Genomic DNA, 14,991 nt, shown 5'->3' with positions numbered 1-14,991 from the left:
CGTCCGTCCGGGTGACGGCTGTCACGGCGCCCCGGCTTTGGGTCGCGGATAAGGGTCCGCCACAATGGACGGTGACCATCCGCCGGGCTCGGTAGGACCCGTAGAACCAAGGAGCACCATCAGATGTCGGCTGCCTCGCACGGACACTCCGTCGCCGCCTGGACCGGGTCGGCGATCGCTTTCGCCGGCTTCTGCGTTGCCGGTGCTGCCATGATCATGGAGTCGGTGATGTTCTTCGCCGTCGGCATGGCGGTCGTCGTGCTCGCCGGCGTGGTCGGCAAGGCCATGGCCATGGCGGGCATGGGCGTGCAGCCCGACCCGGCGGTCGAGGCGTACAAGGCCGAGGCCTACGCCAAGGCGCAGGCCGCCGCCCTCACCGCCAACGCGGGCTGAGTCAAGCCCCCCGCAAACCTGCGGCACCCGCGCGGACCGGGGTGCCCGGGCCCTCACCGGCCCCGGGCGCCCCGGTCCGCGCGCGTTCACGGTCGAAGAGCGCTCGCCGCCGTCCCCACGCCGGTTCCCGCGCGCTCGACTGCGGGCCCGGCCGAGGTCGGGGCACAATCAGCGGGTGACCGCCCCCAGTACCCCGGTCGGCCGGCCCTCGGCGGCCCGCCGGCTGGCCCGCCCGTTCGCCGCGCTCGGCGCGGTGGCCCTGCCCACCCTCTACGTCTCGGTGGTGGACCCGAACAGCCCGGGTCACTATCCGACCTGCCCGTTCCGGCAGGCCACCGGCTGGTGGTGCCCCGGCTGCGGCGGGTTGCGCTGCGTGCACGCGCTGACCCACGGTGACCTCACCACCGCCTGCCACGACAACCTGCTCGCCGTGGTGCTCTTCGCGGTGCTCGGCGTCTACTGGCTCCGCTGGGCCTGGGCGGCGCTGACCGGCGGCCCGCCGCCGCGGCTCTCGCTCGGACCCGGTTGGACGGTGCTGCTGGTCGTCGTCCTGGTCGTGTTCACCGTGGTGCGCAACCTGCCGGGTGGCGCGGGTCTGGCGCCGCCCGCGGTCTGACCTCGGCGGGGGCGTTCGGCCCGCCGGGGGTCCGCTGGGCGAGATCCACGCCGGGTGAATGCGCCGCGCGCCCCTGGTGCCGATACCATCGAGGAGCCGACGGGGGCGTTCCGCCCAGATCGGGTCCGACCGGATCCAACGGCGGCGCGCACGCCCGGAGGCTGATCAGAACATCCGGCAAGCAGATTTGATGGGGGCCCCGAGTGAGTGTGCTCGACGAGATCATCGACGGGGTCCGCGCGGACCTCGCGGAGCGGCAGGCCCGGGTCTCCCTGGACGAGCTGAAGGAGCTGGCCGCCAAGGCCCCGATCGCGAAGGACGGCGTGGCCGCCCTGCGCGGCGAGGGGGTCCGGGTGATCTGCGAAGTGAAGCGCTCCAGCCCGTCCAAGGGCGCGCTGGCGGCGATCGCCGACCCGGCGGCGCTGGCCGTCGACTACGCGGCCGGTGGCGCCGCCGCGATCAGCGTGCTCACCGAGCAGCGCCGGTTCGGCGGTTCGCTGGCCGATCTGGACGCGGTCCGAGCGGCGGTGGACACCCCGCTGCTGCGCAAGGACTTCATCGTCACCGCCTACCAGCTGTGGGAGGCCCGGGCGCACGGCGCGGACCTCGCGCTGCTGATCGTCGCCGCGCTCGAACAGCCGGCCCTGGTCTCGCTGATCGAGCGGGCCGAGTCGATCGGGCTCACCCCGCTGGTCGAGGTGCACGACGAGGAGGAGATCGCCCGCGCGGTCGACGCCGGCGCCAAGATCATCGGCGTGAACGCCCGCAACCTGAAGACCCTCGAGGTGGACCGCGACACCTTCGGCAACGTGGTGCACGCCATCCCGGCCGGCGTCGTCAAGGTGGCCGAGTCCGGCGTGCGCGGCCCGCACGACCTGATCGCCTACGCCAACCAGGGCGCCGACGCGGTCCTGGTCGGCGAGTCGCTGGTCACCGGCAGGGACCCGAAGGCCGCCGTGGCCGACCTGGTCGCGGCCGGCGCCCACCCGGCGCTGCGCCACCACGACGGACGGGACTGACCGCGCCGTGTCACTCGCCGCCCGACTCGCCCCCGGTTGCCGCCCGCGCGGCTGCCGCGCTCCCGCGCGCCGGGTGCTGGGCCGTCGGGTGCGCTACGTGATCGGTTGTGAGCCCGGCCAGGTGCCGGGCCGTCGATGGCGCGGGACGCACGGCTGAACGCCGTTCCGTCGTCCCGTACACCATTGACCAAGGAACACCCATGTCCTCCCACGACACCCCGTCCGGCCCGCAGGTGCCCGACGCCCGAGGCTACTTCGGTGCCTACGGCGGCCGTTTCATCCCCGAGGCGTTGATCGCCGCCGTCGAGCAGGTGGCCGACGAGTACGAGAAGGCCAAGCGCGACCCCGCCTTCGCCGCCGAGCTGGACGCCCTGCTCAAGGACTACACCGGCCGCCCGAGCCCGCTCACCGACGTGCACCGGTTCTCCGCCGAGGCGCGCGGCGCGCGGGTGCTGCTCAAGCGCGAGGACCTCAACCACACCGGCTCGCACAAGATCAACAACGTGCTGGGCCAGGCCCTGCTCACCCGTCGGATGGGCAAGACCCGGATCATCGCGGAGACCGGCGCCGGTCAGCACGGCGTGGCCACCGCCACCGCCTGCGCGCTCTTCGGCTTCGACTGCACGATCTACATGGGTGAGGTCGACACCCAGCGGCAGGCGCTCAACGTGGCCCGGATGCGGATGCTCGGCGCCGAGGTGGTCGCCGTGAAGTCCGGCAGCCGCACCCTCAAGGACGCCATCAACGAGGCGTTCCGCGACTGGGTCGCCAACGTCGACGACACCCACTACCTGTTCGGCACGGTGGCCGGGCCGCACCCCTTCCCGGCCATGGTCCGCGACTTCCACCGGGTGATCGGGATCGAGGCCCGCGAGCAGGTGCTGCAGCGCACCGGACGGCTGCCGGACGCCGTGGTCGCCTGCGTCGGCGGCGGCTCCAACGCGATGGGCATCTTCCACGAGTTCATCCCGGACGCCGGGGTGCGGCTGGTCGGCTGCGAGGCGGCTGGCGAGGGCGCCGAGACCCCGCGCCACGCGGCCACCCTCACCAAGGGCGACCCGGGCGTGCTGCACGGCGCCCGCACCTACGTGCTGCAGGACGAGGACGGCCAGACCATCGAGAGCCACTCCATCTCGGCGGGCCTGGACTACCCGGGCGTCGGCCCCGAGCACGCCTGGCTGAAGGACACCGGCCGGGCCGAGTACCGCCCGATCACCGACGACGCCGCGATGCAGGCGCTCCGCCTGCTCTCCCGCACCGAGGGGATCATCCCGGCCATCGAGAGCGCGCACGCGCTGGCCGGCGCGCTCGACCTGGGCCGCGAGCTGGGCCCGGGGGCGACCATCCTGGTCAACCTCTCCGGCCGGGGCGACAAGGACATGCACACCGCCGCGCAGTACTTCGGCCTCTACGACACCGATGCCGAGGGGGGCAACTGACCATGGCTTCCAAGCTCACCGAGATCCTCGCCGCCGCCAAGGCGGAGAACCGGGCCGCCCTGGTCGGCTACCTGCCGGCCGGTTTCCCGACCGTGGACGGCGGCATCCGGGCGGTCAACGCCCTGATCGAGGGCGGCTGCGACATCGTCGAGGTCGGCCTGCCGCACTCGGACCCGGTGCTGGACGGCGCGACCATCCAGACCGCCGACGACATCGCGCTGCGCGGTGGGGTCCGGATCAAGGACGTGCTGCGCACCGTTCAGGAGGTCGCGGCGGCCCACCCGGCGGCCGCGGTGCTGGTGATGACCTACTGGAACCCGGTGGACCGGTACGGCACCGCCCGGTTCGCCGCCGACCTGGCCGCGGCCGGCGGGGCCGGCGTGATCCTGCCCGACCTGCCGGTCGAGGAGTCCGGGCCGTGGCGCGCGGCGGCGGCCGAGCACGGTCTGGACACCGTCTTCGTGGTCGCGCCGAGCAGCCGGGACCCGCGGCTGGCCGAGGTCACCGCGGCCGGCAGCGGCTTCGTCTACGCGGCGGCCGTGATGGGGGTCACCGGGAGCCGGGCCCAGGTCGGCGAGCTGGCCGAGGACCTGGTCGCGCGCACCCGGGCCACCACCGAGCTGCCGGTCTGCGTCGGTCTCGGGGTCTCCACGGCGGCCCAGGCGGCCGAGGTGGCCGGCTTCGCGGACGGCGTGATCGTCGGCTCGGCCTTCGTCCAGCGGATCCTGGACGCGGACGGGGACGAGGAGGCCGGCCTGGCGGCCGTCCGGGCGCTCGCCGCGGACCTCGCCGCGGGGGTCCGCAAGCGCTGACCCGACGGCTCGACGGCCCGCCGCCCCCGCCGAGGGGGTGGCGGGCCGTCGGCGTTCGCGGCCTTCCCCGTACGGGTGAAGAATGTGCGGCTGACGTGTCATCAATAGTGACCGGGCGTTGGACCGGAGGCGGCCGGGGGAATGTCTCTCGCCGTCTGTGTTCGCGCACTTCTGACCGTTTGAGGGGAAGCTTCCGTGCCCTGCCTCCAGCGTGCCGTACTCGTCAGGGCCGCCGCCGCCGTCCTGGTACTGGCCGCGGCGTTCGGGGGTGAGCACGCGGTCGGCCACGCGCTGGCCAAGCGCGGCGCGGAGCGCGCGGCGCAGCAGGCCACCCAGCCGGCGCCCGCCCCGGTGGTCAAACCGGGCAGATAGTGTTTCCTCCCCCATTCGGGTGAATGGGGTAATGTGCAGGAACAGGGTCATATCCCCTACGGTTCATCAGGTAGCCCAGGCCGCAGGTCGGTCCGGGTGGACGGTGTTCCCGAGGGGGTCGCACAGATCATGATGGACAGTCAGCATGACAGCGCGTCGGCTCAGCCGGTCGCGCCACCGGCCGTGCCGGTCGGCCGGTCCACCGGGGCGGTCGAGTGGACCGGCACCGCCGTCCGGCTGGGCCTGGCCGTGGTGTGGGCCTGGGCCGGGCTGGCCAAGGTCTCCGATCCGGCGGTGGCCGCCCAGGCGGTCCGGGCCTACCGGATCCTGCCGGAGGGGCTGGTCAAACCGGTCGGGTACGGGCTGCCGTTCCTGGAGCTGGCGGTGGCCCTGCTGTTGGTGGTCGGCCTCGGGGTGCGGATCGTCGGGGTGATCTCCACGGTGCTGCTGCTGACCTTCATCGCGGGCATCTCCTCCGCCTGGGCGCGCGGGATCTCGATCGACTGCGGCTGCTTCGGCGGCGGCGGCGCGGTGGACGCCTCGCAGACCGAGTACCTGCAGGAGATCCTGCGGGACATCGGCTTCCTGTTGCTGGCGCTCTGGCTGGTGTTCCGCCCCCGCACCAGGCTGTCGGCCGACGCCTGGCTGGCCGGCTAGCCACCCCACCCCGATCCCGCACGTCGTCGAGAGCAGTTGAGAGCAAGTCATGAGCGAGAAGAACCGAGAAGGCAAGCGCACGGCCCGCGAGCGGATGCTGGAGAAGCGGGCCACGGAGGAGAGCCAGGCCGCGCGGAGGAAGAAGCTGGTCGTCCTCGGTTCGGTGGGCGTGGTGCTGGCGGCCGCGGTCAGCGTCGGGGTCGCGGTGCAGAGCCAGCGCTCCGCGCCGGACCGGCCGACCGCCGCGCCGGCCGGCGCGATCGGCGACAAGAGCCTGGTGATCCCGGACGGTCCGGCCAACGCGCCGTCCACGATGACCGTCTACGAGGACCCGCGCTGTCCCGCCTGCGGTGCCTTCGAGCACGACTTCGCCGCGACCGTGGACCAGTTGCAGGACCAGGGCAAGCTCTACGGCAACTACCACATCGTGTCCTTCATCGACCGGCACGACAACGGCAAGGGCTCCAAGAACGGCGCCAACGCGCTGGCGTGCGCGCAGAACGCCGGGTACTTCCGCGCCTACCACGACGTGCTCTACCGCAACCAGCCGAACGAGACCACCGACCCCTGGGCCGACCGGAACAAGCTGGTCGACCTGGCCAAGCAGGTCCCCGGGCTGGACTCACCGGCCTTCGAGGGCTGCGTCAAGAACAACACCTACGGCAGCTGGGTCTCCGCGGTGGAGCAGGACTTCGACAAGTCCGGCTACAGCTCGACCCCGACCATCCTGCTCAACGGCAAGCCGATCTACCCGAAGAACGGCAACGAGGAGATCACCCCGGCCAACCTGGTGAAGTGGGTGAACGAGGCGAACGCCGGCAAGCCGCTGGGCACCACCGGGTCGGCCTCGGCGAGTCCCGCGCCGACCGGTACCGCCTCGCAGACCCCGGCCGCGAGCGCGAGTGCCAGTGCCAGTGCCACCGCGAGTGCCAGTGCCAGTGCCACCGCGAGTGCGAGTGCCACCGCGAGTGCCAGCGCCGGCGCGAGCTCCACCGGCTGAGCGGGGGTTTTCCGCGAGCGGGCGTCGGTGAGTGCGGATCTCCGGATCACGACGGGGTAGCGTCGACCTTGTCATGGATATCGCTTACATTCCGAGCCCGTCGCGGGGCGTCATCCACCTCGGCCCGATCCCGCTGCGCGCGTACGCCTTCTGCATCATCATCGGTGTCGCCGTCGCCGTCTGGTTCGGCAGCAAGCGCTGGGTCGCCCGCGGCGGCGGCAAGCACACGGTCGGCGATGTCGCGGTCTGGGCGGTGCCGTTCGGGCTGGTCGGTGGTCGCCTCTACCACGTGATCACCGATCACCAGCTGTACTTCGACAAGGGCCAGGACCCGTGGAACGCGCTGCGGATCTGGGAGGGCGGGCTCGGCATCTGGGGGGCCATCGCGCTCGGCGCGGTCGGTGCCTGGATCGGCTGCCGACGGCGGGGGGTCCCGCTGCCGGCCTACGCGGACGCCATCGCGCCGGGCATCGCGCTCGCGCAGGCCTGCGGGCGCTGGGGCAACTGGTTCAACCAGGAGTTGTACGGCCGGGCGACCAAGCTGCCCTGGGGCCTGGAGATCCACAAGACGCTGCCGGACGGCACGGTGGTCAACGGGGTCTTCCAGCCGACCTTCCTGTACGAGTCGATCTGGTGCGTCGGTGTCGCGTTCCTGGTGCTCTGGGCCGATCGCCGCTACACCCTGGGCCACGGCCGGGCGTTCGCGCTGTACGTCGCCGCCTACACGGTGGGGCGGGCCTGGATCGAGTACCTGCGGATCGACGAGGCACACCACATCCTCGGCCTGCGGTTGAACGACTGGACCTCGATCGTGGTCTTCCTCGGCGCGGTGGTGTACCTGGTGGTGGTCGGCCGCAAGCGGCCGGGTCGGGAGGCGCCGGACTCGATCGATCCGACCGTCCGGGCGGAGGCGCCCGGAGCGGAGTCGGCCGTGGTGGAGCCACCAGCGGCGGACTCAGCTGCGGCCGGGTCGGCCGACACCGAAGCCGGCGGACCCTCTGGGGACGAAACCGCAGGTCAGCGAGGTTAGCCAGGGCTTGCTTGCTGGAAAGCGTCAGATCATCGGACTACTTTCGGAGCATGACAGCCCTGCGGGCAGCCCTTTTCCCACGGTGATGCGCCGTGCCCGGCTGCGGACAGGGGGGAATTCCGCACCGGAGGCCGAAACGCCATGAGCACCATCGTCGCCGAGCCCACCCTGGACAACCCGCCCCCACGGATCCCGGACGCCGACCACCACCGTGACGTCAACGGCGGCTGGCTGCGCCCGGCGGTGTTCGGCGCGATGGACGGCCTGGTCTCCAACTTCGCGCTGATGACCGGCGTGGTCGGCGGCGCGGCCGGCCACGGCACGATCGTCCTCACCGGCCTGGCCGGCCTGGCGGCCGGCGCCTGCTCGATGGCGGCGGGGGAGTACACCTCGGTCGCCTCGCAGCGCGAGCTGGTCGAGGCGGAGATCGAGGCCGAGCGGATCGAGTTGCGCCGCAACCCGCGTGGCGAGCTGGCCGAGCTGGCCCAGCTCTACGTCGGCCGCGGGGTGGACCCGGACCTGGCCCACGAGGTGGCCCGGCAGCTCACCCGCGACCCGGAGCAGGCGCTGGAGGTCCACGCCCGGGAGGAACTCGGCATCGACCCGCACGACCTGCCGAACCCGCTGGTGGCCGCGGTCTCCTCGTTCGGCTGCTTCGCGCTCGGCGCGCTGCTGCCGCTGCTGCCCTACCTGCTGGGCGCCACCTCGCTGCTCCCGGCGCTGGTCATCGCGCTGCTCGGGCTCTTCCTGTGCGGCGCGGTGGTGGCCCGGGTGACCGCCCGCAGCTGGTGGTTCAGCGGCCTGCGGCAGCTGGTGCTGGGCAGCGGGGCGGCCGGGGTGACCTACCTGCTGGGCTGGCTCATCGGTGGCCACGTCGGTTGACCGGGCTGTCGGAACGTACGCCGGTCTGCATGTTCATACGGACGGGCGAGTGATGTTCCACACATCGGCCGGCCTCGCCGGTCCGCCCTACCCTCGCCGTCGGGCGCCCAGGGCCATCGGTCCAGCGCCTCGGACCGCGCCCGGAGGGCGGAATCACAGGACGGCTCACGCGGGCGCCCGCCCCGGCGGATTTCCACTCTGTTTCGGGCGGTTAACGGCGGGGCACACTTGGGGGAGCGCGCGGACCGCGTAGTCCGCCCCCTTTGCCTCCATTACCGGCCGGTAACAGCCTCTGACCTGGGGTTGCGTCCGCCATGTGGACGACAGATTCCACTTCCCGGGATGTTGGGCATCATGTAACTTGCACGAACCCGCAGAGGGCCAACGTCGTCCCTGTTGCACCCGCACCTCCACCGGCCGTCGGCCGGGAGATGCCCCCCATGCCAAGACGACGACGGGAGAGCCGATGCTGTCTGCATCCCCGCACTCCGCCGACGAGCCCCAGGGCAGCGCCGTGCGCCCCTACTCGCTCGTCCCGGACGCGCGACCTGCTGCTCAGGGCCTGTACGACCCGCGGAACGAGCACGATGCCTGCGGCGTCGGCTTCGTCGCCACGCTGACCGGCAGGGCCGATCACACCATCGTCGAGCAGGCGCTCACCGTCCTGCGCAACCTGGAGCACCGCGGTGCCACCGGCGCCGAGCCGGACTCCGGCGACGGCGCCGGAATCCTCACCCAGATCCCGGACGCCTTCCTGCGCGCCAGGGCCGGCTTCGAGCTGCCCGCCGCCGGCTCCTACGCGGTGGGCATCGCCTTCCTCCCCGACGAGGACGCCGCCGACGCCGCCGCGGTCACCGCCATCGAGGCCATCGCCGCCGAGGAGGGCCTGACCGTCCTCGGCTGGCGCGACGTGCCGACCGCCCCCGACCTGCTGGGCGCCACCGCCCGCTCGGTGATGCCGCGGTTCCGCCAGCTCTTCGTCACCCACGGCGAGCGGACCGGCCTGGAGCTGGACCGGATCGCCTTCGTGCTGCGCAAGCGTGCCGAGCGCGAGGCCGGGGTCTACTTCCCCTCGCTCTCCGCGCGGACCATCGTCTACAAGGGCATGCTGACCACCGGGCAGCTGGAGCCGTTCTTCCCGGACCTGTCCGACCGGCTCTTCGCCTCGGCCCTCGGCCTGGTGCACTCCCGGTTCTCCACCAACACCTTCCCGAGCTGGCCGCTGGCCCACCCGTACCGCTTCGTCGCGCACAACGGCGAGATCAACACGGTCAAGGGCAACCGCAACTGGATGACCGCGCGGGAGTCCCAGCTCGCCACCGACCTGATTCCGGCCAACGAGAACGGGCAGGGCCTCGACCGGATCTTCCCGATCTGCACCCCGGAGCACTCCGACTCGGCCTCCTTCGACGAGGTCCTGGAGCTGCTGCACCTCAGCGGCCGGTCGCTGCCGCACTCCGTGCTGATGATGATCCCGGAGGCCTGGGAGAACCACGCCACCATGGACCCGGCCCGGCGGGCCTTCTACCAGTACCACTCCAACCTGATGGAGCCCTGGGACGGCCCGGCCTGCGTCACCTTCACCGACGGCACCCGGATCGGCGCGGTGCTGGACCGCAACGGCCTGCGCCCGGCCCGCTACTGGGTCACCGAGGACGGCCTGGTGGTGCTCTCCTCCGAGGTCGGCGTGCTCGACCTGGACCAGCAGAAGGTGGTCCGCAAGGGCCGGCTGCAGCCCGGCAAGATGTTCCTGGTCTCGCTGGACGAGAACCGGATCGTCGACGACGAGGAGATCAAGTCCGCCCTCGCCGCCGAGCACCCCTACGAGGAGTGGCTGGCCGCCGGCCAGATCCAGCTCTCCAAGCTGCCCGAGCGCGAGCACATCGCGCACACCCACGCCTCGGTGACCCGCCGCCAGCAGACCTTCGGCTACACCGAGGAGGAGCTGCGGGTCATCCTCGCGCCGATGGCCCGCACCGGCGGTGAGGCGCTCGGCTCGATGGGCACCGACTCGCCGATCGCCGCGCTCTCCGAGAAGCCCCGGCTGCTCTTCGACTACTTCGTGCAGCTGTTCGCGCAGGTCACCAACCCGCCGTTGGACGCCATCCGCGAGGAGCTGGTCACCTCGCTGCTGAGCAACCTCGGCCCCGAGGGCAACCTGCTCGGCGCGGAGGCGGCCGCCTGCCGCTCGGTCGCCATGCCGTTCCCGGTGATCGACAACGACGAGCTCGCCAAGCTGATCCACATCAACGCCGACGGCGACCAGCCCGGCCTGAAGGCGGTCACCCTCTCCGGCCTCTACCGGGTCTCCGGCGGCGGCGAGGCGCTGGCCGCCCGGCTCCAGGCGATCGCGGACGAGGCCGACGCGGCGATCGCGGACGGCGCCCGGATCATCGTGCTGTCCGACCGTCACTCCGACGCCGAACACGCGCCGATCCCCTCGCTGCTGCTCACCTCCGCGGCGCACCACCACCTGATCCGCACCAAGCAGCGCACCAAGGTCTCGCTGCTGGTCGAGGCCGGTGACGTGCGCGAGGTGCACCACGTGGCGCTGCTGATCGGCTACGGCGCGGGCGCGGTCAACCCGTACCTGGCGATGGAGTCGGTCGAGGACCTGGTCGCCCAGGGCGTCTTCATCCAGGGGGTCGAGCCCGAGAAGGCGATCCGGAACCTGATCAAGGCGCTCGGCAAGGGCGTGCTCAAGGTGATGTCCAAGATGGGCATCTCCACCGTGGCCTCCTACCGCGGCGCCCAGGTGTTCGAGGCGATCGGCCTCTCCCAGGAGCTGGTGGGCGGCTACTTCGCCGGTACCACCAGCAAGCTCGGCGGCATCGGCCTGGACGAGCTCGCCCGGGAGACCGCCGCCCGGCACGCCAAGGCCTACCCGGCCTCCGGCATCTCCGCCGCGCACCGCGCGCTGGAGATCGGCGGCGAGTACCAGTGGCGCCGCGAGGGCGAGCCGCACCTGTTCGACCCGGACACCGTCTTCCGGCTGCAGCACGCCACCCGTACCCGCCGGTACGACATCTTCAAGCAGTACACCGAGCGGGTGAACGAGCAGTCCGAGCGGCTGATGACGCTGCGCGGCCTGTTCCAGCTGGACGCCAGGGGCCGTGCGCCGGTCCCGGTGGAGGAGGTCGAGCCGGTCTCCGAGATCGTCAGGCGGTTCTCCACCGGCGCGATGTCCTACGGCTCGATCTCGATGGAGGCGCACGAGACGCTGGCCATCGCGATGAACCGGCTCGGCGGCAAGTCCAACACCGGTGAGGGCGGCGAGGACCCGGAGCGGCTGTACGACCCGGAGCGCCGCTCGGCGATCAAGCAGGTCGCCTCCGGCCGGTTCGGCGTCACCTCCGAGTACCTGGTCAACGCGGACGACATCCAGATCAAGATGGCCCAGGGCGCCAAGCCCGGCGAGGGCGGCCAGCTGCCCGGACACAAGGTCTACCCGTGGGTGGCGAAGACCCGCCACTCCACCCCGGGCGTCGGCCTGATCTCCCCGCCGCCGCACCACGACATCTACTCGATCGAGGACCTGGCGCAGCTGATCCACGACCTCAAGAACGCCAACCCGCAGGCCCGCATCCACGTGAAGCTGGTCTCCGAGGTCGGCGTCGGCACGGTCGCGGCGGGCGTCTCCAAGGCGCACGCGGACGTCGTGCTGGTCTCCGGCCACGACGGCGGCACCGGCGCGTCCCCGCTGACCAGCCTCAAGCACGCCGGTGGCCCGTGGGAGCTCGGCCTGGCCGAGACCCAGCAGACCCTGCTGCTGAACGGCCTGCGCGACCGGATCGTGGTGCAGACCGACGGCCAGCTGAAGACCGGCCGGGACGTGGTGATCGCCGCGCTGCTCGGTGCCGAGGAGTTCGGTTTCGCCACCGCGCCGCTGGTGGTCTCCGGCTGCATCATGATGCGGGTCTGCCACCTGGACACCTGCCCGGTCGGCGTGGCCACCCAGAACCCGGTGCTCCGCGAGCGGTTCTCCGGCAAGCCCGAGTTCGTGGTCAACTTCTTCGAGTTCATCGCCGAGGAGGTCCGCGAGCTCCTCGCCGAGCTGGGCTTCCGCTCGATCGAGGAGGCGGTCGGCCACGCCGAGCACATCGACCCGACCGCCGCCGTCGACCACTGGAAGGCCGCCGGGCTCGACCTGGCCCCGCTCTTCCACGTGCCGGAGCTGCCGGCGGGCGCGGCGCTGCACCGCACCATCGACCAGGACCACGCGCTGGACAAGGCGCTGGACAACCAGCTCATCGAGCTGAGCCAGGACGCCCTGGAGCGCGGCGAGGCGGTCCGGATCCAGCTGCCGATCCGCAACGTCAACCGGACGGTCGGCACCATGCTGGGCCACCAGGTGACCAGGCGGTACCGCGGTGAGGGCCTGCCCGAGGGCACCATCGACGTCACCTTCACCGGCTCGGCCGGGCAGTCGTTCGGCGCCTTCGTGCCGCGCGGCATCACCCTGCGGCTGGAGGGCGACGCGAACGACTACGTGGGCAAGGGCCTCTCCGGTGGCGTGCTGGTGATCCGGCCGGCCCGGGACGCGGCGGCGATCGGCGCCGACGCCCAGCACCACGTGATCGCCGGCAACACCATCGGGTACGGCGCCACCAGCGGCCGGATCCACTTGCGCGGCAAGGCCGGTGAGCGTTTCGCGGTCCGCAACTCGGGCGCCACCCTGGTGGTCGAGGGGGTCGGCGACCACGGCCTGGAGTACATGACCGGCGGCCGGGTGGTCATCCTCGGCGAGACCGGCCGCAACCTGGCCGCGGGCATGTCCGGCGGCATCGGGTACGTGCTGGACCTGCGCCCGGCCAACGTCAACGGCGGCATGGTGGGCATCGAGGCCCCCGACGCCGCCGACCGGGAGTGGCTGCGGGCGACCGTCCAGCAGCACTACGAGGAGACCGGCTCGACGGTGGCCGCCGAGCTGCTGGCCGACTGGGGCAGCGGGGTCTCCCGGTTCTCCAAGATCATGCCGACCGACTACAAGGCAGTGCTCGCCGCCAAGGACGCCGCCGAGCGCGACGGACTCTCCGAGTCCGAGACCACTCGCAAGATGATGGAGGCGGCACATGGCTGACCCCAAGGGCTTCCTGACGACCCCGAAGCAGCTGGCCGAGCGCCGCCCGGTGGACGTCCGACTGCGCGACTGGAACGAGGTCTACGTCGAGCGCGGCCTGCTGCCGATCATCAGCAAGCAGGCCGGCCGCTGCATGGACTGCGGCATCCCGTTCTGCCACAACGGCTGTCCGCTCGGGAACCTGATCCCGGAGTGGAACGACCTGGCCTACCGGGACGACTGGCGCGGCGCCATCGAGCGGCTGCACGCGACCAACAACTTCCCGGAGTTCACCGGCCGGCTCTGCCCGGCGCCGTGCGAGTCGGCCTGCGTGCTGGGGATCAACCAGGACGCGGTGACCATCAAGAACGTCGAGGTCACCATCATCGACAAGGCCTGGGACCGCGGCGGGGTCACCCCGCAGGTCCCGGAGCGGCTCTCCGGCAAGACGGTCGCCGTGGTCGGCTCCGGCCCGGCCGGCCTGGCCGCCGCCCAGCAGCTCACCCGGGCCGGACACACCGTGGTGGTGTACGAGCGGGCCGACCGGATCGGCGGCCTGCTGCGGTACGGCATCCCCGAGTTCAAGATGGAGAAGCGCCACATCAACCGCCGCATCGAGCAGATGCGCGCGGAGGGCACCCGGTTCCGCACCGGCGTCGAGATCGGCGTCGACCTGACCGGGCAGCAGCTGCGCGAGCGGTTCGACGCCGTGGTGGTCGCCGCGGGTGCCACCACCGCGCGTGATCTGCCCGTCCCCGGACGGGAGTTCAAGGGCATCCACCAGGCGATGGAGTACCTGCCGCTGGCCAACAAGGTGCAGGAGGGCGACTACGTCGAGTCGCCGATCAGCGCCAAGGACAGGCACGTGGTGGTGATCGGCGGCGGCGACACCGGCGCGGACTGCGTCGGCACCGCGCACCGGCAGGGCGCGGCCTCGGTCACCCAGCTGGAGATCATGCCGCGGCCGGGCGACGACCGTCCGGCCCACCAGCCCTGGCCGACCATGCCGATGACCTACAAGGTCACCTCCGCGCACGAGGAGGGCGGCGAGCGGGTCTACTCCGTCAACACCACCCACTTCACCGCGGACGAGGACGGCAACGTGGCCGAACTCCACCTGGTCGAGGTGGAGTTCAAGGACGGCCGGTTCGTACCGGTGCCCGGCACCGAGCGGTCCATCCCGGCCCAGCTGGTCACCCTGGCGATGGGCTTCACCGGCACCGACGTGCGCAACGGCCTGGTGGAGCAGCTCGGCGCCGAGCTGGACGCCCGCGGCAACGTGGCCCGCGACGGCGCCTTCGCCACCAGCGTGGACGGCGTGTACGTCTGCGGCGACGCGGGCCGTGGCCAGTCGCTGATCGTCTGGGCCATCGCGGAGGGCCGCTCGGCCGCCGCCGCGGTGGACCGCTACCTCGCCGGCGCCACCGCGCTGCCCGCCCCGATCCGTCCGACCGACCGCCCGCTGGTGGTCTGACCCCGCAACCTCACCGCACCACCCTCCCCGCAGTTGCCCGGTCCGCCGGGCGGCACCACCGCGGGCCCGCCAGAGCCGCCGGGCCGCGCGGAGTTCCAGGACGGCGCCCGCCCCCTCCCCGACCACGTGGGGGGCGGGCGCCGTCGCGTCCGGGGCCGGCAGTGTGATGATCTTGTACGATCCGCCGATCGGCGGATCCGGTGGTGGTCCTGTCGAGGCGGTCCCCGCGGCGGCGGGG

At 72.3% G+C, this 14,991-nt stretch carries 13 protein-coding genes; all 13 read left to right on the top strand.

The genetic code is table 11. The features are described 5' to 3' along the window. The first annotated feature begins 123 nt into the window (after positions 1–123). The 13 genes from ACIGXM_RS17005 to ACIGXM_RS16945 all read left to right on the top strand — a co-directional run bounded on the left by ACIGXM_RS17005 (position 124) and on the right by ACIGXM_RS16945 (position 14,753). Complete coding sequence (locus tag ACIGXM_RS17005) at positions 124–393, top strand: HGxxPAAW family protein (RefSeq protein WP_396561521.1); 270 nt, start codon at positions 124–126, stop codon at positions 391–393. 175 nt (positions 394–568) lie between these two features. Further along, entirely contained in the window at positions 569–1,009 is a 441-nt protein-coding gene (locus ACIGXM_RS17000) for a DUF2752 domain-containing protein (RefSeq protein WP_396561519.1), read from the top strand. Positions 1,010–1,212: 203 nt separating this feature from the next. Further along, complete coding sequence (gene trpC, locus ACIGXM_RS16995; RefSeq protein WP_396561517.1) at positions 1,213–2,028, top strand: indole-3-glycerol phosphate synthase TrpC; 816 nt, start codon at positions 1,213–1,215, stop codon at positions 2,026–2,028. A 7-nt stretch (positions 2,029–2,035) separates the two neighbouring features. Further along, entirely contained in the window at positions 2,036–2,185 is a 150-nt protein-coding gene (trpM, locus tag ACIGXM_RS16990; RefSeq protein ID WP_396561515.1) for a tryptophan biosynthesis modulator TrpM, read from the top strand. Between the two features lie 43 nt (positions 2,186–2,228). Continuing rightward, entirely contained in the window at positions 2,229–3,467 is a 1,239-nt protein-coding gene (gene trpB / locus ACIGXM_RS16985) for a tryptophan synthase subunit beta (protein WP_396561513.1), read from the top strand. A gap of 2 nt (positions 3,468–3,469) precedes the next feature. Continuing rightward, positions 3,470–4,279: a tryptophan synthase subunit alpha gene (gene trpA / locus ACIGXM_RS16980; RefSeq protein WP_396561511.1), complete on the top strand. Its 810-nt coding sequence runs from the start codon at positions 3,470–3,472 to the stop codon at positions 4,277–4,279. Positions 4,280–4,474: 195 nt separating this feature from the next. Further along, on the top strand, positions 4,475–4,651 hold the full coding sequence (locus ACIGXM_RS16975; protein ID WP_396561509.1) for a hypothetical protein: 177 nt from the start codon (positions 4,475–4,477) through the stop codon (positions 4,649–4,651). Positions 4,652–4,780: 129 nt separating this feature from the next. Continuing rightward, positions 4,781–5,308, top strand: coding sequence for a MauE/DoxX family redox-associated membrane protein (locus ACIGXM_RS16970; protein WP_396561507.1), 528 nt, complete (start codon positions 4,781–4,783; stop codon positions 5,306–5,308). A gap of 49 nt (positions 5,309–5,357) precedes the next feature. Continuing rightward, the gene (locus ACIGXM_RS16965; protein WP_396561505.1) at positions 5,358–6,308 is read left to right on the top strand and encodes a DsbA family protein; all 951 of its coding nucleotides are present in this window, start codon (positions 5,358–5,360) and stop codon (positions 6,306–6,308) included. 73 nt (positions 6,309–6,381) lie between these two features. After that, a complete protein-coding gene (gene lgt, locus ACIGXM_RS16960) occupies positions 6,382–7,338 on the top strand; it encodes a prolipoprotein diacylglyceryl transferase (RefSeq protein ID WP_396561503.1) in 957 nt (318 codons plus the stop codon). A 141-nt stretch (positions 7,339–7,479) separates the two neighbouring features. Beyond that, positions 7,480–8,220, top strand: coding sequence for a VIT1/CCC1 transporter family protein (locus tag ACIGXM_RS16955; protein ID WP_396561501.1), 741 nt, complete (start codon positions 7,480–7,482; stop codon positions 8,218–8,220). A 466-nt stretch (positions 8,221–8,686) separates the two neighbouring features. Beyond that, positions 8,687–13,300 (top strand): glutamate synthase large subunit, encoded by a 4,614-nt coding sequence (gene gltB / locus ACIGXM_RS16950; RefSeq protein ID WP_396561499.1) that lies wholly within the window; start codon positions 8,687–8,689, stop codon positions 13,298–13,300. Next, complete coding sequence (locus tag ACIGXM_RS16945) at positions 13,293–14,753, top strand: glutamate synthase subunit beta (protein ID WP_396561497.1); 1,461 nt, start codon at positions 13,293–13,295, stop codon at positions 14,751–14,753. The genes gltB and ACIGXM_RS16945 overlap by 8 nt, the downstream gene beginning before the upstream one ends. Positions 14,754–14,991 lie beyond the last annotated feature (238 nt).

Source organism: Kitasatospora sp. NPDC052896 (assembly GCF_044547075.1).
Lineage (GTDB): Bacteria > Actinomycetota > Actinomycetes > Streptomycetales > Streptomycetaceae > Kitasatospora.
The sequence above is the reverse complement of the archived record's forward strand: the minus strand, read 5'-3'. Positions and strand labels throughout refer to the sequence as shown.

Excerpts from the sequence above, each read along its gene's own strand:
- ACIGXM_RS16945 (WP_396561497.1), top strand. The coding sequence starts at position 13,293 with ATGGCTGACCCCAAGGGCTTCCTGACGACCCCGAAGCAGCTGGCCGAG.
- ACIGXM_RS16955 (WP_396561501.1), top strand. The coding sequence starts at position 7,480 with ATGAGCACCATCGTCGCCGAGCCCACCCTGGACAACCCGCCCCCACGG.
- gltB (WP_396561499.1), top strand. The coding sequence starts at position 8,687 with ATGCTGTCTGCATCCCCGCACTCCGCCGACGAGCCCCAGGGCAGCGCC.
- trpB (WP_396561513.1), top strand. The coding sequence starts at position 2,229 with ATGTCCTCCCACGACACCCCGTCCGGCCCGCAGGTGCCCGACGCCCGA.
- ACIGXM_RS16970 (WP_396561507.1), top strand. The coding sequence starts at position 4,781 with ATGATGGACAGTCAGCATGACAGCGCGTCGGCTCAGCCGGTCGCGCCA.
- ACIGXM_RS16965 (WP_396561505.1), top strand. The coding sequence starts at position 5,358 with ATGAGCGAGAAGAACCGAGAAGGCAAGCGCACGGCCCGCGAGCGGATG.
- trpA (WP_396561511.1), top strand. The coding sequence starts at position 3,470 with ATGGCTTCCAAGCTCACCGAGATCCTCGCCGCCGCCAAGGCGGAGAAC.
- ACIGXM_RS17005 (WP_396561521.1), top strand. The coding sequence starts at position 124 with ATGTCGGCTGCCTCGCACGGACACTCCGTCGCCGCCTGGACCGGGTCG.
- lgt (WP_396561503.1), top strand. The coding sequence starts at position 6,382 with ATGGATATCGCTTACATTCCGAGCCCGTCGCGGGGCGTCATCCACCTC.